Raw genomic sequence first — 23533 nt, 5'->3', positions numbered from 1 at the left:
TTCAGGAATGCGAGTTTCCATGTTTTATCTCCTTGAATATGCTGGAGATACAATGCCTTTTTGCAAATTATGTTCCAAAAGTGAATAGATATGCGCCAAAAAGGACAGAAAACATCGAAAACAAGACGGTGATCATTACTTAAAATTCTTCTTACATGACTCCAGTCTAGAACTGATAATACCAGTTTATCGAGAATTTTAGTTGATGGGGGGTAAACGGTCTATGGGGGTATGGCTCTCTTTTCCCGTTCTGTACTGCAATGTTTAAAAGATTGAATGTCGTTGTGAAGTTTAATCTTTCCTCCTTAGCTTAAAAGTAAGCTCTCTTAATGCTTTTCTTTCAAGTAATGTCCCAGATACTGCTTGAGGAAAACTTTGTAAACGCTTTTCCATCATTGATTATGTTTGAAGGTAAAAAGTAAAATTCTGGAGTCTTTATTTTATTATTCATTTTTTTGTAAAAACAGCGCGTCTTCTAAAATTTTAGTTTTTTATATTGTACTTATAATTAAAAGAATGCTTCAATTATTCAAAATAAATATCAAAAGTATTCAATTCAAAAAGCTATGAGAGATAAAAGAGAAGGAAGAAACATTAGTGTTCTAAGCTGTTTTTCCTTCTCTTATTGCTCTATATCAAAACAATGCTAGAAAACTTTTCTAAGTTCTTTGAGTAAAAACTCCCAAAACCAGAGAGGAAAGTTGAAAAGTTTTGAGACAATGTCCAAAAGTTTCGAGATTCTCTCCAAAGGTTGTTTTTTAGTTTCGCCCGCAGTTTTTTTATACGATGTAAGAGCACTTTGATTTGAGAGATAAATTTGGTTCGATGGACCATCTTGTATTAAGAAAGTGCATTTTGTAAAGGTCATGCGTTCCACCTTTATGACGTAGGGATTATGAACTGTAATCGGTTCATAGGTGCTACAGGTTTTCACTTTTGCATTTGCAGTTGTCATGGATTCTGTTTCAAATGTATTTGTATAAAGGTTACTTGTGCGTTTTTCGGGTTTACTGTCGATTAAAATACATTCATCCATTATGCTTTTTATGGGTGCATTTACTTTGTTTATAAAGTTTTTGAGATGTTTAGAAAATTGAGTTTCTAAGGATAGGATTTTTAGGGATGGGATTTTTATGATTGTATTCATTTTATCAAGTTTTTTAATACTTTTTTTATTAAAGGCCCGTAAATGTCTTTAATGTTTAAAAAATCACGAACACCAAGTTTACTGATGGCATTATAGGACCACCCTGAAAGACATGCGATCATTTCAATTGATTGCTCGTCACCTTCTTTGCTCTGTATTGCTTTTAAGTCTTTAAATTTCGGGCGGCGTAAGGTGATTTCTGTGTATGTCTTTCCTTCCACTTTAATAGGTCCAAGTAATTGGTACGTGGCTCGTTCTGTTATATTCATTAATAGCTTCTCCTTGCTTTCTACATTAGATGCAGAATGATTCGTCAAATTTTTATTATATCATGTTTGTCAATAGCTTAGGCAATAAACTTTGTGCTTGCTATGTAGAATGAAATTCTAACAAAATGGACAAGATGAATTTAGATTTTAGAGCGAGATAGAAGCACAATTTGCTTTATGATATTAGTGGGCTATTAAGTTTATTTGCTCAATTATTTGTGTTGATAAAGACTTCTCCATGAGCCATTATTATATGCTGTATTGTTACAATAATATTTGCGTGGGGAGTTTTGAGGAAAGGGAGTTTGTGGCTTCTTTTTTCTTTGAGCGTTGTAAACCACTTCTGATAAAAGATGTTGTCGGGAAAGTGATGTTGTTATCATGGAGAGGGATAGTGTTTGGGAGCGTTTTTGTTGATGATATCAATGAAAAAAAGCTGATGAAGATAGGGCAACATGAATACAACAAAATGCGCTATTTCGGATTGGGAAATATATCTCTGAAGGAGAGTTTTGATCTTTTAGCTTCTTTTGCGTATAGTTTTAAAATTGCGATTTGCTATGCTTTAAAATTAATTATAAAGTGAAGCACTAAGTGTTTATTTACGTGTTGAGTGTGTGCGTGCGGATCATACACTGGATTTATGTATCAACAAGCTGAATTATTCTCGAATAAAGTAAAAGAATAAAGAAAATTGATTATTTTATTCCCTGTGGATAAAGTTAAAATAGCTTTATATTTATAAATATAAATTATTATTTTTCTATAAACGTAAAATTTAAATATTTTTAAATTTAAGAAATGTGACTTTCCTGATGAAACATAAATATACATTACCATTCATTATACTTATCGTATGTTTATCAACAGGAGGTTTGATTTCTACCGATATTTTTTTACCAGCACTGGGCGATATGCGTCAATATTATCAAGTGACACAATCTCAAATTCAAAGTGCAGTGGCGGTTTGTTTGTTGGCATTGGCACTTGGACAGCTCATTTATGGGCCGCTGAGTGATAATTTTGGGCGTAAAAAAACACTTCTATTGGGCTTATTCTTGTGGTTATTTACGACACTTGGTGTGATTTATACGGTTCATATTCACGCTTTTCTTGTGTTACGTTTTTTGCAAGGTCTTGGTGCTTGTGCGGGACTTGTCTTAAGTCGTGCAATTATCAATGATTTGTTGGATAAAAAAGCGGCTGGAAAACTTTATTTGATTGTTTTCCCTTTTATTGGAATGTCGCCAGCACTTGCACCTTTCATTGGTGGACTTTTGATACAGGCTTTTCATTGGCAGGCAACTTTTATCTTTTTAAGCTTTTTTATATTTTTGACCATTTTGCTATGTTGTTTTGTGCTAAGCGAAACTCTGCCCCCTCAAAAACGGCAGCATTTTTCTCCGGTAGGATTGATAAAGGCATATTTAGGCGTTTTCAGAAATAAACAATTTATTTTTTATGCACTTATTCCGTGTTTTTCTTACGCTGCCTATTTTGCTTATATTGTGGAGTCGCCTTTTTTACTCACGACTTTGGGGTTATCGCCGATACACATTAGTTATAGCTATATTGGTGTCTCGTTTCCCTATATTTTGGGAAATCTTTTGGCGCGATGGTTTTTTGAACGCGAGTCTATGGAAAAAACTGTGGGGAGAGGGTACATTATTTTTGTGATAGGTGGTGTGCTGTTTGCTTTGCAAATGTATCTAAGCCCATGGCCCCTTGTGACAAGTTTTATGGCTATTGCTGTTCTTACTTTTGGCAATGGTTTTTTATTGCCGTTAGGAACAGCGTTGGCTATTTCATCGCATCCGAAAGCTGCGGGAGCGGCTTCTGGTGTTATGGGATCTTTGCAATTAGGAAGTGCGGCACTCAGTGCAGCGGTTATCGGAAAAATCTCTGGTCATAGCCCACGGGCTATGGCAGCTTTATTAGCTGTGTGTTGTATGATTGGTTTTATCATTTATATTCAAAAAGCGCGTCATTTTATGACTTCAGAAATAAGCTGAGTAAATGATAAAAAGAAAGCATTATGCGGAAATGCTTTTGATGTTTTACACAAATGGGGCACCTGTACATTAGATGAATTTTTTTATTAAGTTGCTGGATTGAGTGGGTTTAAAATTTGTTACAAGCTTAGTTTGAGTTTAACAAATCGATTATTATGAGGGGAGAATATGAGCATAGAGTTTCAACATATTTTCATTATATTGGGTAGGAAAAGTTCTGGCTCTAATGCATGTTTAAAAATAAGGGGAGGAATTGATCAATGAGCCTTCCTATTATTATTCTTTCTCCTGTAATGCCAATTTGGGATGGTGGTGTTTTTTGTTCTCCATTGACAAAGCTATGTTCAACAAAAGGATTCCCTGTCACTCTGCTGGATACGCTTTCTCTTTTTCCTAAGGGTTCTCATGTTCTCAATTATTCTGCTGTAGACATTTTATCTTTTATGGCAGAAAAACTTAAAAGCTATTTTAAAGAGCCCGCAGTGCTTGTGGGATTTTCTATGGCTGGAACATTGGTACAAATATTGGCAGCCCAGCTTCCCAATGTTCAAGCTGTGCTTGCTGTGAATGCGCCTGGCTATCCAGATAAGGTTTTGCAACGGCGCCTTGGAGATATTCTTGCCTCCTTAGAAAATAATGATTTATCGGGGGCTTTGGAAATACTCAATGGTTTTATGCATCCTTCTGGCGTTATGAAAAAAAGAGCCTTATTGGAGATTCCTGATGAACAAAAAAGCGTGGCAATTGAACGCATGACAAGAGGCTTTAAACTCTTATTGATGATGGATGCTAGAGATGAGTTAGTTAAGTACAAGGGGAAGTTTTTAGCTTTAGTGGGAGAAAAGTCGCAACTTGCAACGGTAAATAATCAGACACAAAGTCATAATCTGAATCATGAATATAAGCTTATCTCTGGTGCTGGTACGCGTTTGTGGGAGGATAATCCTACTATGACGGATGCAGTCATTGATGAGTGGATGGAGGGACTATGAAAAAGAAAGTTCTTGTCTTACCTGGTGATGGGATAGGCCTAGAGGTTTGTGATGCTGCGTTGATGGTTTTAGAGCAATTTCAATTGCCGATTGAATTGACTTATGGTGATATTGGTTTTGAATGTTGGAAACAGGAAGGAGCTCCTATCCCTCAAGCGACTTGGCAAAAAATTACTCAGAGTGATGCTATTTTACTTGGTGCTGTGACCAGTAAAGGAAAAGAAGCGGCTTTAAAAGAACTTGCTCCGCATTTAAAAGAGAAAAACCTTGTCTATGTTTCTCCCGCACTTCAACTTCGCCAAAAGTTAGGTTTGTTTGCGAATATACGTCCTGTAAGATACATCTTTGGTCCGAGAAAACCTTTTCATTTTTGTGTTATCAGAGAAAATAGTGAAGGCCTTTATGCTGGATTGGATTTTCGGGGTATTTCTCCTGAAACAGCCGTTTGGCTAAAACATCCAAATTTGACAAAATATGGGCTTGAGGAAGCTGCGTGGACAGTCCGTTTGCAGACACGCTTTGGTTTAGAGCGGTTATTTGAATACGCTTTTTCTTATGCAAGGAAATATAGCTTTAGGCGAGTTACTTTTGCTGATAAGCCCAATGTTCTGCGAAAAAGTGGGCAGTTTGCTCAGGAAATTTTTGAGAAAATTGCGCAAAACTATCCGGAAATTGAAGCAGATATTCAGAATGTTGATGCGGTTGCTTTGTGGATTGCAACCAAGCCAGAGCAGTTTGGTGTGATTGTTGCTGAAAATATGTTTGGCAATATTCTCTCTACTCTTGGCTCTGGTATAATGGGGGGATTGGGGCTTGCATCTCATGTGAATGTGGGGAGCGAGATTGCTTGTTTTGAACCTGTTCGTGGTAGCACACCACGTATTGCTGGACAAAATAAAGCCAATCCTTCTGCGATGCTTTATACCACGGCTTTACTCTTAGAGCATTTAGGCTTTAAAGATGCAGCAAAACAACTGTCTGAGAGTGTTGATCAGGTTATTCGTGCTGGAAAAACCGTTACCTATGATCTTGGAGGTGTCGCCTCTACCCGTCAAATGGCTGAAGCTGTTCGCAATTCTCTTATGAATCCTGTCTTTGTTTGTCGTGCGGCGATTATTACCGTTGGTGATGAACTCCTTTCAGGACAATATTTGAATACGAACTTACAAGATTTAAGCCAAAGCTTGAACAAGAGAAATATTCAAGTCACACGTCATTTTGTTTGTGCTGATCAATTACAGCAAATCAGTGAGACTGTTGTTTCTTGTCTTGGACAAGAAGATCTTATCATTATCAGTGGGGGATTGGGACCAACATCAGATGATAAAACACGTGATGGAGTTGCTCAAGCTGTAAAGCAGCCTTTACTACATCATGAAGATGTTTGGCAAACAATAAAGGGTCAATTACAACGATTAGGGATTACGGCGGATAAGAGTAATGCACGTCAAGCATTGTTTCCTGAGACAGCAACTGTGCTTGATAATCCTACAGGCACAGCACCAGGGTTTTATCTCTCTTGCGATGGAAGTACGCTTGTTGTTTTGCCTGGTCCACCATCACAGGCTCTTGCGCTTTTAGAGAATTATTTAGAACACAATGAGAAGAAATATTCTTCTGTATCGCGTGCGGAGTATGCATGGACTTTGATTGGAATTGATGAAAGTACTATTGCGCAGTGGGTTGATGATCATCTTGAAAATGAACCCTTTGAACGGCATTTTTTATGGAAAAGCCCCTATGTTTTGGTGCAACTGGTTGCTCAATCAGAAGCGCTCTTGGAACAACATTTCGTGGAAGAATTTGAAAATCATTTTCACCCCTATTTGGTTGGGGCAGAAGTTACTACTGCTTGTAAACAATTAGCGATGCATGCAGAGGTTCATTGGTTGGGCAATGATCCGCTGCTTTTAAAATATTTTCAGCCCATAGAAAAAGGTAAACAAGATATTCCACTGCTTGAGGTTGAAGTGAGCCTAGAGCCTTCTTTGGAGACATTAGAAAATCAAGCAGAAAGCCTTGGACATGCCACCATAACTATACGGATGAAAGGTTATGGTGATGATCGTATAACTTTTCCCTATACGCGACCACTTTTAGGTGTCGTCTTACAAGAATATGCAGCTTGGGCTGTCTTAAAAAGATATTTGAAAATGGAGAAGAAAAAATGAACCTCTATGGGGATGTAAAATATTGCCTAAATTATTGAACGTTCTATTATAAGAAGTATTTTGATCCTTTTCTTCAGTGGTTTTTGTCTATAGGGTAATTTTTCTTTTGATGTGTCATTAAATGACTTTGATTGATTCAAGATTAAGAAAAACTTTACGATATTAGGCTCGCTATATTCAATATTTATAATGATTAATTATGATTATAAATCAAGATGTTATCTTTCATGGAGCCTATGACAAGGAATCCAGAGACGTCATGTACCGCAAGCGTTGTAGATAATTGAGATTCTTCTGAAAATCAAAAAGCGATGGTGTGAAAAGACAAGAAGTCGTGTCATTTACAGGAAAGCTTTGCAAATTTTATTGAACAATATGTCCGTGAAGAGTTTATTGCGAACATGTGCCGTTCTGTTATCTGATAATAAATTGCTGTAAAGAGCTCATAAAATTTTTCCTTTAAGTTTTTGTGTGATTGCATGATCGTTGGGTGTTCACTTCCGAGGGGCGATATTTTTCAATTTGATAACAGGAAGAACTATTTTTTCTGTAAGATGTGAAGATTTAAGGAGTGATTATTTTACGCTTTTGTTTTCTTTTTGATTGGTAATTTGTAGGAATTTTGTTTGGGGAAAATATTTAATGTGGTTAAAAACATTTTATGCGTGTGTGGGAGAAAAATAAAAATGTGGTCTTAATTGTTGATAAGAGTGTCAATATTTTTGATGAACAAATTTTAGTCGTAATTCTTAGTATCTAGATGGGAAGTTTATTGCATTTTTTAACAGTTCGTATTCTATCTGTTGTGATGCGCAGTGGTTTTTTAAGCAAAAAAGAAAGGGCTTTTATGTATCAGATTGATTACAACAGTTATCGTTCTGTCAAGAGTTTTAGTCGTCGCGTTCATTTTCTCGTTATGCATTATACGGCTATTGATTTTAAAGCCTCGATTATGGCGCTTACAGGAGAAAAGGTTAGTGCACACTATCTTGTTCCTGATCCTTCAGAGCAGACATATCGTGAGGCAGGCTTTAAGGATATGCGTATTTTTAATCTGGTTGATGAAAATGAGCGTGCATGGCATGCGGGTGTGAGTTCATGGGCTGGGCATAGTCATCTCAATGATGCATCTATCGGGATTGAAATCGTTAATTTAGCGACTTATCATGATGGGACGGGTATGTTTCCTCCTTATAATCCAATACAAATTGATGCTGTTAAGGAACTTGCCTTGAATATTCTTCAACGGTATCCCGATATTATGCCAACAGATGTGGTGGGACATAGTGATATTGCCATTGGAAGAAAAAGTGATCCAGGAGCAGCTTTTCCATGGAGAGAACTTTATAGCGCAGGTATAGGAGCATGGTATGATGATGAACTAAAAAGTCATTATCAAGAGCAATTCTCTAAGAATTTGCCACCCAAAGAAGATGTTTTGGCGAAGCTAAAATGTTATGGATATGACATTTCTGCTGCGTGTACCCAAACAGGATACAAAGATTTGATCCGAGCATTTCAACTTCATTTTCGTCAAGAAAATTATGATGGGATTCTAGATGTTGAAACAGCAGCAATTCTTTATGCATTGGTTGATAAGTATTTTCCGTGAATTCAATGCGTTTTAATTGAAAATATGGCTTATGATTACGTGTAAGCCTTTTTATTATCAGGAAAGGCTGCTTTTTGCCAATTGGCTTTATGTAAAAAGGGCATTAATCGTGTAAAAAATCCCCTGTAGGGTATAAGGCGTTTTATGGAAACATAACTCTGAAAGCTCTATGATTTGCAGAGATTAAATTTTATTGTTTCTTTGTCTTATATTTTTCTTCCTTTAAAAACGCATAAAGCCAAGATGTTGTGTATATGATGACATGTTCCTTACGCAGGGTAAAACGCTTCAAATAAAATGGATTTGTATTGTATATTTCCATGCTTGTTTTAAAGAAATGTCTTTTAGTGTGTATCACAACACATATTTTATAGCGACGTTCATAGAGAATATAATCTAAAATCCTCTATGAAGTGTATCCTCATTTTTATGCTTAATAAAAGTGCCTAGCACTATCGTACATTTTGTTAGATCTCAATGTTACGACAACCCTTGGAACTGAAAACGATACATAAAAGGGTTTTCTTTACTCGTTTTTATTCACACGGCTCTCTCCGCTTGTCGTGTACAAGTGAAAGGTTTTGGTTGATTGAAACATGCAAAATTATAAATTATGATTATAAATCAAAGTGATGCAGATTCAAGAAAAATAGGGGCATTTACAGATTGCTACTGATAGGGGGGCTATTCTTTAGAAGGGGAAGAGGTCAATTCATTTTTTTGAAGATATATCTCTTTTCTCTTTTATTGCTTTAGGGGATGTTTGCATCGTTTTGACAGCATGTTTCTTAATGATTAAGTTTTTTAATGAAGCAGTGTTATAAAACGTTGTGTTTTAGAGTGTTGATAGAAGACACATTCAGGCATATCAAAAACACAATGATATCTTGTTTTTTCAATATTTTATCTGTTCAGTGTAGAATTTATTTGAGAAGATCATGACCTAAATTAACAAAGGTTAGAAGTAAATTACCAAGAAAGACCAATTTGCTCATAAAGCAAAGGGGTTATTCATGCTTTAAAGGGCAAGGAAGAGATTGTGTTTGAAGTGATGTGTAAAAGCCCGTGTGAGGTGCTCTTATCAAACATATCAGGTTAATCTTCTAAGAGTAGTTTTATGAAACTAAGTCGGTTTTTTTTCGAGAGACAAGACAATACGTATCAGGAAAAGATATTCATGATATTTGATTTCAAAAATAAAAACTGGCAAACCATGTTGCCAGTTTTTAAAAGCTGTAGCTTAAATAGGATTAGAATGAACGCTGTAAACGGATCATACCTTGAAAAGCACTTTTCTTGTTGAATAAATGTTTTTCATCATTATTTTTATCCGTCACAACGCGATCATCGTTCCAAGAAACATAGGTTAATTCAGGTGTAATCACAAATCCTGGAACCAGCGTGTATGTAATATTTACAGAAGTTGCAAAGGTTTTTACAGCACTATAAGAAACTTGAGCATTCAAATTTGCTTTTGGAGTAAGCTTGTAAGTGGCACCCGCCCAAGCAGCCCATTTACCACCCCAGTTTGCATAAATTGTTGTGCTTTTTCGTGATAACTCATCATTTGCATTTACTGTGTAGTAATCAAGTCCATTTTTATAGCCAGCCATTACCCATAGATTGAAACGATCGTTGACATTGAAATCTGCACGTACTTTTCCAGCCCACTTTTTGTAGTAAGCATCATATGCTGCAACTGCTGAAAAACCACCCCATTTTTGCATGAACTTTATACCCAAAACCACATTCGGGGTGTAATTTTTAATTGCTTTACTTGGAAGAGTGCCCTCAGTGATAGAAACAAGCTTATCATCTTTATCAATGTAGTATCCTGTTATTCCTGGAAGAGAATCTGCATTATTGCCTAATTCAGCGCCGATAATAGCAGAAAAGCCGGAGTCACCACTAAAGGTGTAGGAAATAAAATTGGTGCGTGTTGTGCCGGCAGGCGCTATGCTGTCATCATTGAGAACATTTCCATAATCACCAGTCCAGCTGTTGAAAATTGTGTCATCAAGACCTACGCGAAAACCACCCAGTTCAATGTAAGCCGCGGCAAGCTTTGCAGCAGCGTTGTCTCTACCATCACCCCAGTTTGAATAAATTCTTGCATATGAACGAAGTGTTCCCATTTCTGTTTCAGAAGCTGCTTGAAAAACAAGGGTGAGCCGTGATGCTGCGCCATAGGTTTTTCTTTTGTTTCTTAGTTCAGTTTCGGTTGTTGCATCGATATTATCACCGCCTATAAAATCAGTACGAACATTTCCTGATAAACGCATGCAGGTTTCTGTTCCAGGGATATAAAAATATCCTTTTCCATAGGCATCACAAACGCGAATATATTCTACAGGTTCGGGTTCGGCGATAACTGTTGAAGCAGCATGTGCTCCAGAAATTGCTAAAAAAGCTGCTGTAGAGCTTAAAAAGAGGGATTTAATATTCATATGGGATCTCCGAGGTCCGGTTAAATTTCTTCTAAAGAGTACCATTTGCCTAACGCATTAAGGACAAAGACATAAGTAAATACGCAGCACTTGTTATCTTAGCTATAACTAATCTTTTTAGAGTTTCAAATGTGAAATTACCTTTTTGTAATATATACATGTACTATTCGAGATGCTGTGGTAAAAAAGACACAATTTTTGTTTTATTAACTTTTGCTCCTTATGGGATCAATAAAGGAAAAAAAATTCAGATATTTGGGAAAAAAATCGAAAATGTCTTGAACTTTCTGTTGATACCATTTATGCCTCTCTGTTGGAGAGGTGGCCGAGTGGTCGAAGGCGCTCCCCTGCTAAGGGAGTAGGGCTCAAAAGGCTCTCGAGAGTTCGAATCTCTTCCTCTCCGCCATCTATTGTTATAAAAGCAGTTGACTGTGTATCGGAATTCTGTTTATCCCGTTGGGATTATGCCTCTCATATAAAAAGCATGTTCTAAACACAAATATACTTGTGTTGCCGATTTATGCGCTTGTTTTAAAGAGATATCTTTGCAATGTGTGTAAGCCCATTTTGCGACGCTGCCTCGTAAATGGTATAAAACACAAAAGTTTCTGTGAGACATATAAAGCCTTATAAAGCCACATCATTTGTATACTTATGAAGATGCAAAGAGGCATATTATATATCTGCTTATATATCTGCCTTCCTGTTGTTATAGATTTTGACTATGAGAGTTCATAAAAGGCATTTTTCCTTTCTAAATCGTTTTTATTTATACGGCTTTCTTTGCTTATGATGTGCAAGCAAATGATTTTGATTGTTTCAACCATAAAGCAGATTTGAAAAGAAAGAATCTTACAATATTCGCGTTTGGTATATTATCATTATAAATCAACGTGTTGCTTTATATTTGCATTGTGTATTGAAAGTTGGATGTGGCAATGCTCTCAAAAAAGTTATAGATTTCTTTTAGAAGAAAACATTGTGGGTGAAATGTTATGGTTTTCCTCTCATAGAGACTTTTGAAAGTGTTTCATCCATCTCATGACAACCAAACCACACATGAAAAAAGTAATGGTCGGTAATATTAGGTAGTAAGATGGAGAAACTTTTGCAGGAAGAAAAGAAATAATACTCAATACTGTAATTGAAAATATTCTTCCGCTAAAAGAGACAGCACCAACAACACCGGAAATATGCTGCGTTTGTTTTTGGTTAAGTTCTGAGAAAAATAAGCTTTTTGCGCCGATCGGTACAGTGCAAATAAATCCATGGATTAAAGAGAAGGCGATGACTGATGCAGCAGTTTGATGGCTATGAACTGAAAAATAGAGCGTTATGCACATCAGCGCAGAAAAGAAGGAAAAATATTTTATAGAATTCTTATATTTTTTATCAAGAACATGATACTTAGACATCAGTAAATTTGAAAAATATTGTGCTGAAAAGGCTCCAATATGGCAGCACATCAAGACGAGCATTTGCGAACCGTTGAGGTGATGAATTTTTCCCCCTGAAAGTATTATCGGTTGCCAGAAATGATAAATAATCTGAATACCAGCGCTAAAAAGGCACATGAGGAAAATAAACCATGCTCCTCCTACTGTATTTTGAAATATCCAGAGCGTTTCCTTGGCATTGTGCAAGATTGTTTTTGTTTTGGACGTTTCAGTTGTCGTTTTCTTTTCTTCAGGAACAATAAGGAAGATCAAAAAAATAAATCCCATCATGAGGCATGAGATGATATATCCCATAAAATATCGTCCAGAGTAATAGATCGTTCCAATTCCTACAATCCCACTGAGAATACTTCCAAAAGAGTTAACCTGGTGGTAGAGATGAGCATAATGCGAAAAGTGATCCTGTTTATCGCCTAGAGAATGGTAAATCCATCCGTCAATGGCGCTGACAATGATGCAAATGCCTGCTGCATAGAGAATTTGCGCAATAATAAGTGCTGTCATATTGGGAGCTTGAAGGCATAGAAGATAAAATACTCCTGTCATAAAGACCCCAGCCATAACGGAATATTTACGCCGATATCTGTCAGATAAAACAGCACAGGGAAAATCAAGCAGCAGGATGGTGGTGGAAAAGACAACCTGAAGCAGAGCTAATTGCGCCAGACTAACTCCCATGGACATTAAAAAAATAGCATGGTAAACGCCGATCAGCATGCGTACAGCATTATAGGATCCATAGGTGAGAGCAAGGGTGCGTGGTCTGTTCATTGTGTTGTTCCATAGATTGTACAATAAGAATTCTCATTGAAAAGAATATTTTTCTGTGAAAAGGTAGCGGTTTCATATCCCCATTCAGGGATTAGTGGAAAGAAGGCTTCCATAACCATCCCAAAATTTAAAAGGTCCCTTAGTCCATATGGGACTTCAAAGCGTATTAATGAGAGCAAATGATGCAATTGTAAAGTGATTATGAGAAGCAACATAAGCCTCATAAATGAGATTGTCATCTTTGGAGGGGAGTTGCTTGTGGGGCTGTTGCTTCCGTAGTAATCATTTTGTCTAGATCTGTAAAATGACCCTAGGACGGCAAGATCATTGACATAATTAGGACTTATAGAAGTGTGTTTATTTTTTATACACCATTTACTGATCCATTCTCTTTGCTGATCAGCTGAAATAGCACAAATGATCCATAAATCGGTTTTTGGTAATTTTTTGATATCTTTATTTATAGTCATCAACATTTGTAATCCCCCCCTTTCTTTCTGACTGTTTCTCCGTATCACTTTACGTCTAAAAAAGTTTTTTTCAGAATTCATCTTTACTTTATTTATTAAAAAGATTGTCTCGCAAGGTGCTTTTTAATCACGTCATTACGATTAAGAATTAAATTTCTGATATAAGAGGAAGGGTGCATGATACATTGTGACTAAATACATAAATCCCTCCGTATCCTGAAATGACGATTTCCTTTTGCAAAACAGTATCTTGAATGGAAGCTCGATAACCGTTACGTTGATTATGGAAATGATACCCTAAAAGAGTGCTTATGATTGCTTGAAGATATTCTTTAGATATTACAGAAAGAACAAAAAAATAGTTTAAAAAAATTAAACTTGGGATGAAAGCTTTCATCTTATGACGGATAATGGTGAATTTTAAACTTCATCTACTGTTTTTTTTGAGCTACTGTGCTGTAAGAAAGATCAAACTCCCCCAATTCATGTCTTTAATTTAAGTCATTGATCATAAACATTATATACTGTCTTTTTAAATTATAACTTTGCTCATTGCTTGTCTTCACTGATTAAATCAACATTTCTCTAAAATGCTACTTGAGAAAAATGCATCCTATCAGTTTAATATTCTATGATCTTTTAATTAATTTAAAGAAGATAACATAAAATATACGATAAAAAATGAATAAATTTCAATTTTTATAAAAAAACAAACTTTTTACTGCTGCTGATAAAAAACAAAGCTATATTAAAAGTAGCCTTTATACCCTTCAATACTATTGATTTTTGGTTGTTACCGGATGAAGGTTCCTTTGTTTTGGAAAGAGCAGAGCAGAATTTAAGAGCAGAATGGGCGCGTGCGCAAAAGCTTGTCCTTGATCTCTCTTTAAGTTGGATACTAAGCCGCTTGATGGTTGAGGGTGTTCACCATGTGAACATAACGCAACCTTGTGAGGGTATTTTAGTCATACCTGATGAAGCAGAGCTTTAGGGGATATTGTCTTGTTTGAACGGGGGCGTGCTTATTGATTTCCTCGTTGTTATTGCTGCTTAATTTCAGCCATTATTTTCTGAAAAAGAAGCTTTGTAGGGAGAAGATCATACATGGAGCAGGGCGTAAAACGATGAAATGCATATAACTGATCCAGTAATGTTGACAATAATCGCTCAATATGTTCCTCTGGTTGTTCAAACAAATGGCTAGATTGGCTTTTATTCTCTGAGATAAGTGCTACCCTCGATGAGATAGAATGCGGATGAGCGAATTATTAGTTAAGGGATTAGAGTAATGGGGGGGAAAAATAATCGTCAAGATTTGAGTTATTTCAAAGTCGCTGTATTCGGTATGATTATTATGATTTTGGGGATGGGGATCGGGCGATTTTTCTATACGCCGGTATTTCCAGTTATGTTGGATGAAGGATTGTTTACCTTTAAGCAACTTTCTTATATAGCTAGCGCTAATTATGGCGGTTATTTAATTGGGAGTATGTTTTTTTCGTTTTGCAGAGTTGGGAATATATCCCGTGCTCCCTACATGCTATTTGGTGCAGCTATAGTGACGAGTGCACTTATTTTTGCCATGGCGTTGACACCAAACTTTTACTTGGTCTTCTTTATCCGCTTTGCTGCCGGTATCGCGAGTGCGGCAATGATGATTTTTGGTTCTATGACGGTTATGCAGCATAGTCACAAGGTGTGGGTTATTGCTTCGCTCTATGCGGGTGTGGGAGTTGGTATTCTACTGGGTAATGAGTATGTTATTATTGGTTTGAGTAAATCACTGAACGCGCAAAGTATTTGGTTTGGAGCTGGTTTAATATCTGTTATATTGTTGCTCGTGTTATTTATTTTATTTCCACGTCGTGTTGATGCATCTCAATTTGCTATTAACGAGTCATTGGCACACGAAAATATCGTTTGGTGGGAACTCGCTCTGATTTATGGGCTCGCTGGGTTTGGTTATATTATTGTCGCGACATATCTTCCTCTGATGGCGAAAACATTTAATTTCCCACTACTCGCTAACCACTTATGGTCGTTTGTCGGAATAGCCATTGTTCCTAGTTGTTTCATTTGGTTATGGGGAGCCCATCGGTGGGGGGTATTACGTTGTTTGATGCTCAATTTGCTTATCCAAGGAGGATGCGTATTACTGACATTATTCAGCCAGTCTCTTGTACTGATCGTTCTCAGTTGTATAGGGTTTGGATTTACTTTTATGGGGACGACTTCTTTAGTTATGCCGTTAGCTAAGCGTTTATATGCGCCGTATGGCATAAATCTGCTAGGCTTGGCTACCTTAACTTACGGTTTTGGCCAAATATTAGGACCTCTCTTGACGAGTTTTTTACAGTTTGGTTCACATGCCATTGCGCTTTCCGTTATCTGTGGTGCTGTAGCGCTTTTTGCTGCTGCTGGAATCTGTCAATATTGTCTTTGTAAAAAGGTCGTTGGCGTTTCATAAACCCGCAATCTTCACTAAAAAGTCGAGAGAATTTATTCCATTCTTTTTGAAACATTTTGTGAAAGTCAAATTATTCTAATAGGGGAGATTACAGAATGCTTCACTCTACAGTCGCTATTTTGGGCGTTGGTCCTCGTGGGATCAGTATTCTCGAACGCTTGCTCACACTTTATTCCCATTATCCATTTTCTGGGAACATTGATATTTTATTGATTGATCCCAATGAGATGGGAACCGGTACCCATAGTGTGCATCAGCCAGATCATTTATTGGTTAACACTGTCGCTTGCCAGATTACTTTATTTGGTGATGATACAGTTAAGGGTGTCGGGCCTATTCGGAAGGGACCGAATTTCTATCAATGGGCTATTCAACAAGGTTATCGTAATATTAACGGTGTTTTTTCTCGTACAGAGCATGATGTTGGGAGAGAAATCAAAGAAAATGATTATTTATCACGTCGTTTGTTAGGGGAATACCTGTCTTGGGCTTACCAAGAGCTCACGCAAGATTTACCTTCCGGTATTCGTATTAAGGAGATCCGACAAAAGGTTATTAATCTCCATATCCACCAAGATAATAAAACGGATGTTCTTTTGGAAGATGGCTGTCATTATAGTGTAGATTTTGTTTATATGACCACGGGTCACGGTAAGAATATATATTCATCGCATGATGAAAGCCTGCAACAGTTTGTGGCTGGTCACCAAATGAAAAACGCTCTTCTGAACTATTATTCGAATCCTTATCCAATTGAAAAGTTGGACTCTATACAATCTCAGTCTCGTGTGCTGGTGCAGGGAATTGGATTAACTAGCTATGATGTCTTGTCGCAATTGACTTACGGTCGCGGTGGGACTTTTACTGAAAATGCTGGACAATTGCGCTACATGCCAAGCGGCAAAGAACCTGCGACAGCTCTATTCTCCCGTCAAACATTGCCTTTTAGTAGTCGCGGGATTAATCAAAAGGGGGGGAGTGGGCAATACATACCATCATTCCTTACTCTCGATGCAATACATCATCTGCGTAAGCAATCCAGCATTGCTAACGGTTCTCCGAAGCTGGATTTCGAAACGCAGCTTTTACCTCTGTTGCTTAAAGAAATGTGTTATGTCTATCGAAGTACGCAGCTGGGGCACTGGCTAGACCCTGAAACCTATGTTGTTACTTCCAAAGACGAGCAGTGTATTCAAGCGTTGCTGTATCCTTATCGAAATAAAATATTTGCTTCTTTGAAGGATTATACAAGATTCTTCATGGAGCATTTGAAGGACGATCTTCATTCTTCCGCTGCAGGTAATGTTGATGGCCCAGTGAAAGCTGCTACAGATGTGCTACGAGATGTCCGTGATATCTTACGTTCAGCAATTGATTTTTGCGGGTTAACGTCTTCATCTCACAAGTACTTTATTGAATATTTTAATCCAAACTTTAACCGTATTTCTGTCGGCCCACCGATGCAGCGAAACCAAGAGTTGAAGGCTCTGATGGAGGCTGGTATCGTGACTTTGGCTGGCGGACCTTCACCTAAACTTGTTCTCAATGCTAGTACCAGCCGTTTCGAAATTCAGTCTGTTTTTCAAGATGAAAACAGTTCAGTTGATGGAGATGTGCTGATCAAGGCCAAGATTGATAGTTTTTCTCCGTTGCGTGATGAGTCCCCTTTTATCCAGAATTTGGCTGGTCAGGGCATCATTCGACCATTTATCAACCAAGGATATCATCCTGGTGGTATTGATATTGACCGTCGGCAGCATCCTATAGACACTAAAGGGCAAATACAAAATACATTATGGGTGGTCGGTAATCCAGTAGAGGGGCCCAATTTTTATACATATATTTTGCCTAGGCCTTTAGTTAATTCTCGTGCACTGCGGGATGCAGGGCGCTGTGTCACTGACATGTACGAGCAGCTTCTTAATCGCTACTCAGTCAAAGATTCAACAATTAATGTACATTGATGATGTAAAAAGCTTCCTGATACGCATGTCCTCCGTATCCGTTATAATGGCGATGCTGATGCTATTCATTTTTCTTATGTCTATCTCAATAAGAACTTGGTTTCTTATTCCATTGGCTGGAGTGACTGTTTTCGGTTATTTGCTTTTGACGATACCATACTGGTGGTTGAAGGGGAATGCACGCAGTGGTGTGTTCATCCTGTTGGCTTGTGCTTTAGTGCTGATATGGCGTTGGCACTTGCCTGATGTTCGTACTGTGCTTGTGCGTTTTACTGATGTCTTTTGGCTATTACTCGCCATGGGATTGTTGCGCCATGTGATGAATACATGGCGTATTTCAGAATTTCTCTCTGAACGGTTGATGCGCTATGGAAAGGGTTCGCTTACCCTGTCCATCGCGATACTGACTGCGTTTTTAGCTTGGCCGATGAGTTTGGGGGTTATCCCCCTAATGATTGATGCCTTGAAGCAAAGTGTTTTTCCCTCTCGCCATTTGGCCGCTATTGTGATGCGAATGATGAGCATCACAATGGTACTGATGCCGACCAGCATCGGTGCAGCAACAGTTTTCTCTGCTATGCCTAGAACACCAATATTCACATCCGCTGCTTTGGGGATACCACTTTTTCTATTCAGTCTGTTGTTGTTGTGCATTTCTCCTGTTGTACCGCTAGCTAACCCGATTATTTGCGATGAGAGGAGAGCGAATAAAGAAGGAGAGAGAGTAAGAATTTGGATTTTTTTGATATTTTTCTGGCTAACATTTATCGTTGCATTGACAGTTATCAAGTTGAATGCACTAGAAAGCATTGCATTGACGGCGAGCATTCTATACCTCATTGAGCGTGTGAGTTCACTCAGTGTTGATTTTTTGACTCCTTTGGTGGCAGTGATACGCAGTATATCCAGTGAAATTATGTTGTTGCTAGGTTGTAGTCTGCTAATATCTACTTGTGATTTGCTTATTCCTTTGTTGCCGGTGACGTTTAGTCATTCATTGGCATCACTCTCTGTTTGGCAGCGTTATGCCTGTATTCTCTTTGTATTGCCAATTTTCAGTGTAGTAGGAATTCACCCTATGGTGCTATTTAGTTTGGCATTTCCCTTACTAGGGTCATCGATGGCTTATGGGGTTACGGATTATTTGGTTTGGATTTGCTTCTTTATTGCAGCTCAACTCCTTTCTCCTGTATCAATAAATGCTATTTTTGCTTCCAGTAGCCTGCATATTTCACCGGTGGATACGAGCTTTAAAATGCATAATTATTATGTATTAATATTTAATCTTTTTGCGTTCATTTATTTGAGCTTTTTTATTCAATATTTGTAAATTGTGGAGATCTTATGCCTTACATAAATATTAAAATTACTAATGAAGGGGTTACCTCTGAACAGAAACGGCAACTAATAGAAGGGGCAACTCAATTATTAGTTAATATTCTGAATAAAAATCCGAAAACGACTGTTGTCGTGATTGATGAAGTGGAGACAGACAATTGGGGTATTGGTGGTGTCCCCATTACAGAATTAAGAAAAGCTCAAAATAAAGAATAACTTTGTGTATTTGACAATAATTTAAGGTCAATAGGGTTAATCAATGTAAAAAATCCCGTCCTTTAGCAACATTTGATCAGACCGCTATTGGGGCGGTTGTTACAGCCCCTGATGCTGACAACCAAGTTTTTCCCCTTAACGAGCCTGTGTTGGTCTTCACCCATGATACAGAAAAAATCCAAAAGCTTGGGCGAAGGGGAACGGCTTTTGATGTCATTAACGCCGTGTGCGCGCAGGGGATTGAGGCACAAATTATCCTTGTGCGGGTAGAAGAAAAATCAACCATTGCTGAGACACAAACTGAGATGGTGGGATCAAACGCTCACCTGACCGGTGTGCACGCCTTGGCTCATGCGCGTGGGCATTTAGGTGTGGAACCTGGGATTTTATTGGCACCGGCTTATAGTGCAGGGCGGATTGACAATGGCAAAAACCCTGTGGCAGACGCTTTGGAACAGGTTGCAGAAAAGTTGCAAGCCATTGCCGTGTTTGATACGGGGGGTAAAAATGCGGAAGAAAGCCTTGCCTATCGTGCAGATTTTTCCTCACGCTTTTGTTATTTGATTGACCCCTTTGTACGGGTGGCAAATCGTGAGGGGGGTGTTAGTGTTAAACCCGCAAGTCCTTTTGCAGCAGCCATGTTTATCAAACGTGACAAGCAAAGGGGCGGTGTTTTTTGGTCTCCTTCCAACCAAGATGTGCATGGCATTTTAGGGACAGCACGCCCCATTAGCTATTTTGATGGCGAAATTGATCATGAGGCAAATCGCCTTAACCAAGCCGATATTGCAACCTTTATTCCCGCGCGCCTTAGTCAAAATGCGCATTTAGGTAATTCTGTGGGAGAAGTAGCTTCCAATGGGCGCATTTTATGGGGAAATCATACCACCTCCAGTGATCCACTTTGGCGCTTTGTCAATGTGGTGCGCACCCGTGCAGCTTTGGAAAAAACGATCATTAACAATTTGCGCCCTTGGGCGAATGATGAAAACCTTACTGGTCAACATGTTATTGCCATTACCCGCTCTTTGACCAGCTTTCTTGATGATATGATTGCGCGTGGTGCATTGCTTGGTGGGCGGGTTTGGTTTGACCGCGATTTAAATTCCAACAGCACTTTACAACTGGGGAAATTGCGGGTCGAATTTGATGCAGAAGAAGTGCCACCTTTAGAAGATTTGAGTTTCGGCAGCCGGCGCAATAGCGCTTATTTTGACCGTTTGGCGCAAGATATCCAAAAGAAAATGACTTATCAATTTGGCGATACGCTTGAAACTTATCGCAAAGCAGCAAGGAGTTAAAGCATGACTTTACGCATTGTACGCGGTTTTACCTTGATTGTTGATGATGATGTGAACCTTCACCTTGATCTTGAAACCCTCAAATTACCTACGTTGGAAGAAATTACAGAAACCTATCAACCGGGCGGCTCTGATATGCAAATTGATGTGAGCGGTCTTGGTGTGAAAGCTTTGAGTTTACAAATGAAAATCCGCAGCCATACCCCCGAAATTATCGGCATCTTTGGTGGTCCTCCTGGGCTTCGTCATAAATTCACAGGCAAAAAACATGTGATCTCTGAAGAAGATGGACGCGAGCATGAGCATTCCATTGATGTGACAGGGCGGTTGGTCAAAGTGGATAGCGAAGGCTTAACAGCTGGGAAAGCGACAGGCTATGATTGCGAGATCAAAAATGTTTGGGACTATACGGAATTTTGGGATGGTTCTGTTTTGCACCGCTTTTCTTTTAAACGGGGCGGCTGGCTTGTCCGCAATGGGCAAGAGATCGGTTCTCGCCGCCGCTCTATTCTCAACTTATAGGAATTGATCATGACAAGTTTACAAAGCAGCATTGACGTGGAATTGCAGGTTCCGCTTCCTTATCAAGATAAAGGTGGCAAAGAATCTCTCTGCAAGAAACTGACCTTTTATCGCCCAAATTTCAAGCAAGCACGCCAATTAGCGGTGTTGATTGGACCGCAGTTGGTAGAGCTCGTTCTGCCCGCTGTAGAAGAGGATAAAACAACTTTGAGCAATGATGTGCTTATCACGAAGCTTTCTCAAGTTTTGTTCACAAGTGAGGCAACAGAAGGCATCACAGCACTTTTGGCTGATATGTCACATGAATCTATTGAATTGATTGATCGAGTTGATGTGATGGATATTGTCGCAATATTGAAGGCTTTTTTTGCTTTTTTTACGCAACGCCAATCCTCTCTGCCAGACAATTTGGGGCAGAACTAGCTCTTTATTATCACTGGGCGCCTTCAGAGATTAACCAGATGGATTGGCTGGATGTGATTGCCTATCGAGAAGAACTCGCGCGCCTGAATGCTCAAGAATATGAAAGCCATCAGTTAGGATAAAGAATCGTCATGGATGTTTCCCTTGTTGTGCGTTTTGTCAATCATCTGCAAGAGGGGATCGCTTCTGCCAAGCGGGATCTTGCAGCCTTTAGTTCAGATGTTGCGCATTTCCAAAACAAGACAAGGCAGCATTTTAAAGGGTGGTTTGACCCTGAGCATCTTGAGGATGCGACAAAGAATGCGGAAAATGCTTTTAATCATGCGCGGGGGCGTATGGTGGGTGCCATTGCGCAAACAGCAACCTTAATTGCACCGCTCTATAAAGCCATGCAATTTGATCAATCGATGAAGGGACTAGAAAAGGTTCTCGATGCCCCCCTTGATCGCTTAAAGGAATTGCGCCGTTTTGCGCTTGAAACCTCCACCAAGATTCCGTTAGCGGCGCGTGAAGTCTTAGAATTGATGACCAGTGCCAGCCAAGCAGGGATTGGCGAACAAGATCTGGAAGCTTTTAGCATTTATGCTGCTAAAGCAGCTGTTGCTTTTGATATGACGGGAGATCAGATTGGGGAGCGCTTTGCCAAATTGCGCAATGTCTTTAAGCTTAATCAGGTAGGTATTGAAGATCTAGGTGATGCTATCAATCATCTCTCTAATCACATGGCGGCAAAAGCCAGTGAAGTGTCTGATTTTACCAATCGTGCCACCGGTGCGGCAACCATGTTTAAGCTCACCGCGCGCGAAACTGCGGCATTTGGTACGGCGATGATTTCTGCTGGGATTGTTCCAGAGAGTGCCGCGCGTGGTTTTAATGCCATGAGTGCCCGTATTCAGGCAGGAGGCAAGCATATTGAAGATGCTTTTGCCAATATCGGGCTTTCTCGCGAAAAATTCATGCAAGATCTGGACAAAGATGCCACCGGCACCTTGGTGCGCTTTTTTAATGTGTTGGGTAAATCCGAACAGGGGATGCGCTCGCTGATTGCCATTGCGGGGCGCGATTTTACTGGTGATTTTGCCAAATTGGTGGGCAACCCAGAATTGTTAGGGCAAGCTTTAGAGTATGTGAAAGATCCACAAGTCTTTAAAGGCTCGGTAGAGCAAGAAGCAGACAAACAAGCAACCGGTGCTATGCGGCAATTTGAACTCTTGCAAAACCGTATTGTAGCTCTGGGCATCACCATTGGTGAAGTGCTTCTGCCTCCTCTCAACAGTCTCATGGAAACTGTTGGTAATTTTACTAATGGGCTTATGGCGTGGGCGAATGCCCATCCCACTTTAACAAGTGCCATTATCAAAACCATTGCTGCCCTGATGGCTTTTAATATTGCTCTGCGCGTGTTGCGCTTTACCATGGCTGGCACACGTCTTGGGCTTCTTCAATTGATGGGCTCTTTTATCAAGCTTAGAGTACTCAGTCGTGGTGTTGCTGCAAGCTGGCGGGGCTTAGCAGCCGCAGGGCGCTCGCTGGGCTTGCTAACCGCGGGTCTTGGGGCAAGTTCACTCCGACTCTTACGCCCCATGACCTTGTTGGTCGGGGCTTTACGGGGGATTGCTGTCTCAGGAAGTGCATTTGCTGCCTCTTTTGGTTGGATCGGGACAGCGATAGAAGTGGCTGGGGCAGCTATTTCCTCTGTTGTGGGGGGTATTTTTACCCCGATCGGGGCGGTCATTGCTGCTGTTGTGGCTGTCATCCTTGCTGCGGGTTTTGCTTTGTGGAAATATTGGGATCGTTTTTCTTCATTTGTCAAAGGTTTTGCACGGGGGGTATCTCGGGCTTTTGGGCGTGCCTTTGAAGCCGTCATGCGCTTTTTTGGTGCTGATACCACCACCATCACCAAATGGAAAAATATCATTGCTGCTGCTTTTGATTTCTCTCAAACTTGGCAAAA

At 39.2% G+C, this 23533-nt stretch carries 16 protein-coding genes, 1 tRNA gene and 1 pseudogene; 14 read left to right on the top strand and 4 right to left on the bottom strand.

What is annotated here, in order from left to right:
• Positions 1-1143 precede the first annotated feature (1143 nt).
• Positions 1144-1416: a phage tail assembly protein gene (locus tag ACFIMM_RS07335; RefSeq protein WP_375681499.1), complete on the bottom strand. Its 273-nt coding sequence runs from the start codon at positions 1414-1416 to the stop codon at positions 1144-1146.
• Between the two features lie 815 nt (positions 1417-2231).
• On the opposite strand from ACFIMM_RS07335, the gene ACFIMM_RS07330 reads away from it, so the two are divergent.
• The 4 genes from ACFIMM_RS07330 (at position 2232) to ACFIMM_RS07315 (ending at position 8203) form a co-directional block, all read left to right on the top strand.
• Positions 2232-3428 (top strand): multidrug effflux MFS transporter, encoded by a 1197-nt coding sequence (locus ACFIMM_RS07330; protein ID WP_375692688.1) that lies wholly within the window; start codon positions 2232-2234, stop codon positions 3426-3428.
• 260 nt (positions 3429-3688) lie between these two features.
• Positions 3689-4420, top strand: coding sequence for an alpha/beta fold hydrolase (locus ACFIMM_RS07325; protein ID WP_375682471.1), 732 nt, complete (start codon positions 3689-3691; stop codon positions 4418-4420).
• Positions 4417-6591 (top strand): isocitrate/isopropylmalate family dehydrogenase, encoded by a 2175-nt coding sequence (locus ACFIMM_RS07320; RefSeq protein WP_375682472.1) that lies wholly within the window; start codon positions 4417-4419, stop codon positions 6589-6591. The genes ACFIMM_RS07325 and ACFIMM_RS07320 overlap by 4 nt, the downstream gene beginning before the upstream one ends.
• Before the next feature lie 847 nt (positions 6592-7438).
• Positions 7439-8203: an N-acetylmuramoyl-L-alanine amidase gene (locus tag ACFIMM_RS07315; RefSeq protein WP_375613801.1), complete on the top strand. Its 765-nt coding sequence runs from the start codon at positions 7439-7441 to the stop codon at positions 8201-8203.
• Between the two features lie 1250 nt (positions 8204-9453).
• On the opposite strand, the gene ACFIMM_RS07310 is transcribed toward ACFIMM_RS07315, so the two are convergent.
• Complete coding sequence (locus ACFIMM_RS07310) at positions 9454-10650, bottom strand: porin (protein ID WP_375612473.1); 1197 nt, start codon at positions 10648-10650, stop codon at positions 9454-9456.
• A 315-nt stretch (positions 10651-10965) separates the two neighbouring features.
• On the opposite strand from ACFIMM_RS07310, the gene ACFIMM_RS07305 reads away from it, so the two are divergent.
• Positions 10966-11056, top strand: a tRNA-Ser gene (locus tag ACFIMM_RS07305).
• A gap of 601 nt (positions 11057-11657) precedes the next feature.
• On the opposite strand, the gene ACFIMM_RS07300 is transcribed toward ACFIMM_RS07305, so the two are convergent.
• Positions 11658-12878, bottom strand: a complete 1221-nt coding sequence (locus ACFIMM_RS07300) for an MFS transporter (protein WP_375682473.1) — start codon at positions 12876-12878, stop codon at positions 11658-11660.
• Positions 12875-13348, bottom strand: coding sequence for a hypothetical protein (locus ACFIMM_RS07295; RefSeq protein ID WP_375692687.1), 474 nt, complete (start codon positions 13346-13348; stop codon positions 12875-12877). Before ACFIMM_RS07295 ends, ACFIMM_RS07300 begins: the two co-directional genes overlap by 4 nt.
• Before the next feature lie 781 nt (positions 13349-14129).
• Here ACFIMM_RS07295 and ACFIMM_RS07290 point away from each other — a divergent pair.
• From ACFIMM_RS07290 to ACFIMM_RS07250, 9 genes and pseudogenes are all read left to right on the top strand, one after another.
• Positions 14130-14377, top strand: a pseudogene (locus ACFIMM_RS07290) (baseplate assembly protein); the annotation flags it as partial.
• Between the two features lie 259 nt (positions 14378-14636).
• Positions 14637-15815: a YbfB/YjiJ family MFS transporter gene (locus ACFIMM_RS07285; protein WP_375682364.1), complete on the top strand. Its 1179-nt coding sequence runs from the start codon at positions 14637-14639 to the stop codon at positions 15813-15815.
• Between the two features lie 95 nt (positions 15816-15910).
• Complete coding sequence (locus tag ACFIMM_RS07280; RefSeq protein WP_375682474.1) at positions 15911-17779, top strand: FAD/NAD(P)-binding protein; 1869 nt, start codon at positions 15911-15913, stop codon at positions 17777-17779.
• Positions 17780-17855: 76 nt separating this feature from the next.
• Positions 17856-19109 (top strand): hypothetical protein, encoded by a 1254-nt coding sequence (locus ACFIMM_RS07275; protein WP_375692686.1) that lies wholly within the window; start codon positions 17856-17858, stop codon positions 19107-19109.
• Positions 19110-19123: 14 nt separating this feature from the next.
• On the top strand, positions 19124-19333 hold the full coding sequence (locus ACFIMM_RS07270) for a 2-hydroxymuconate tautomerase family protein (RefSeq protein ID WP_375607418.1): 210 nt from the start codon (positions 19124-19126) through the stop codon (positions 19331-19333).
• Between the two features lie 86 nt (positions 19334-19419).
• Entirely contained in the window at positions 19420-20634 is a 1215-nt protein-coding gene (locus ACFIMM_RS07265; RefSeq protein ID WP_375682478.1) for a phage tail sheath family protein, read from the top strand.
• A gap of 3 nt (positions 20635-20637) precedes the next feature.
• Complete coding sequence (locus tag ACFIMM_RS07260) at positions 20638-21156, top strand: phage major tail tube protein (protein ID WP_015856800.1); 519 nt, start codon at positions 20638-20640, stop codon at positions 21154-21156.
• Between the two features lie 9 nt (positions 21157-21165).
• A complete protein-coding gene (locus tag ACFIMM_RS07255) occupies positions 21166-21579 on the top strand; it encodes a hypothetical protein (protein ID WP_375682476.1) in 414 nt (137 codons plus the stop codon).
• Between the two features lie 131 nt (positions 21580-21710).
• A partial coding sequence (locus ACFIMM_RS07250) for a phage tail tape measure protein (protein WP_375682477.1) occupies positions 21711-23533 on the top strand: 1823 nt, incomplete at its 3' end.

The sequence above is a fragment of the Bartonella sp. AP258QHHD genome (assembly GCF_042196145.1).
In the GTDB taxonomy this organism is placed as follows: Bacteria; Pseudomonadota; Alphaproteobacteria; order Rhizobiales; family Rhizobiaceae; genus Bartonella.
Note: the sequence above shows the minus strand (reverse complement) of the source record. Positions and strands in the feature narration are given on the sequence as shown.